The following is a 253-nucleotide window of genomic DNA, read 5'->3' as shown; positions in this document are numbered from 1 at the left end:
CACTTTAGGGCACCTTATGCCTTATTAAGTATCAATTTTGCACAACCAATTAAACCTGGTGATACTTTTAATGCCCAAGTGAGACTGAATAATTATAGAACTATTAAAAATTTTACTGTTTTTGATAATCAGCTTTATGCTTTTACACAAAAGATAGCCTTTAAAGGTACTGTGCTCAATAAGCAGCTTAATATTAAAAGCTCTCAAAAAAATAATACCGTGTCAGCTTATAGAGCCTATGTAAAAAAGCTGG

1 protein-coding gene is annotated in these 253 nt (G+C 31.6%); it reads left to right on the top strand.

The window, feature by feature from the left end; translation table 11 throughout:
* On the top strand, positions 1-253 hold a 253-nt coding region (locus SB765_RS31850), incomplete at both ends, for a hypothetical protein (RefSeq protein WP_410932786.1).

Source organism: Pseudomonas sp. SIMBA_067 (assembly GCF_046534675.1).
Classification (GTDB): domain Bacteria; phylum Pseudomonadota; class Gammaproteobacteria; order Pseudomonadales; family Pseudomonadaceae; genus Aquipseudomonas; species Aquipseudomonas putida.
This window is presented reverse-complemented; position numbering and strand designations above follow the sequence as displayed.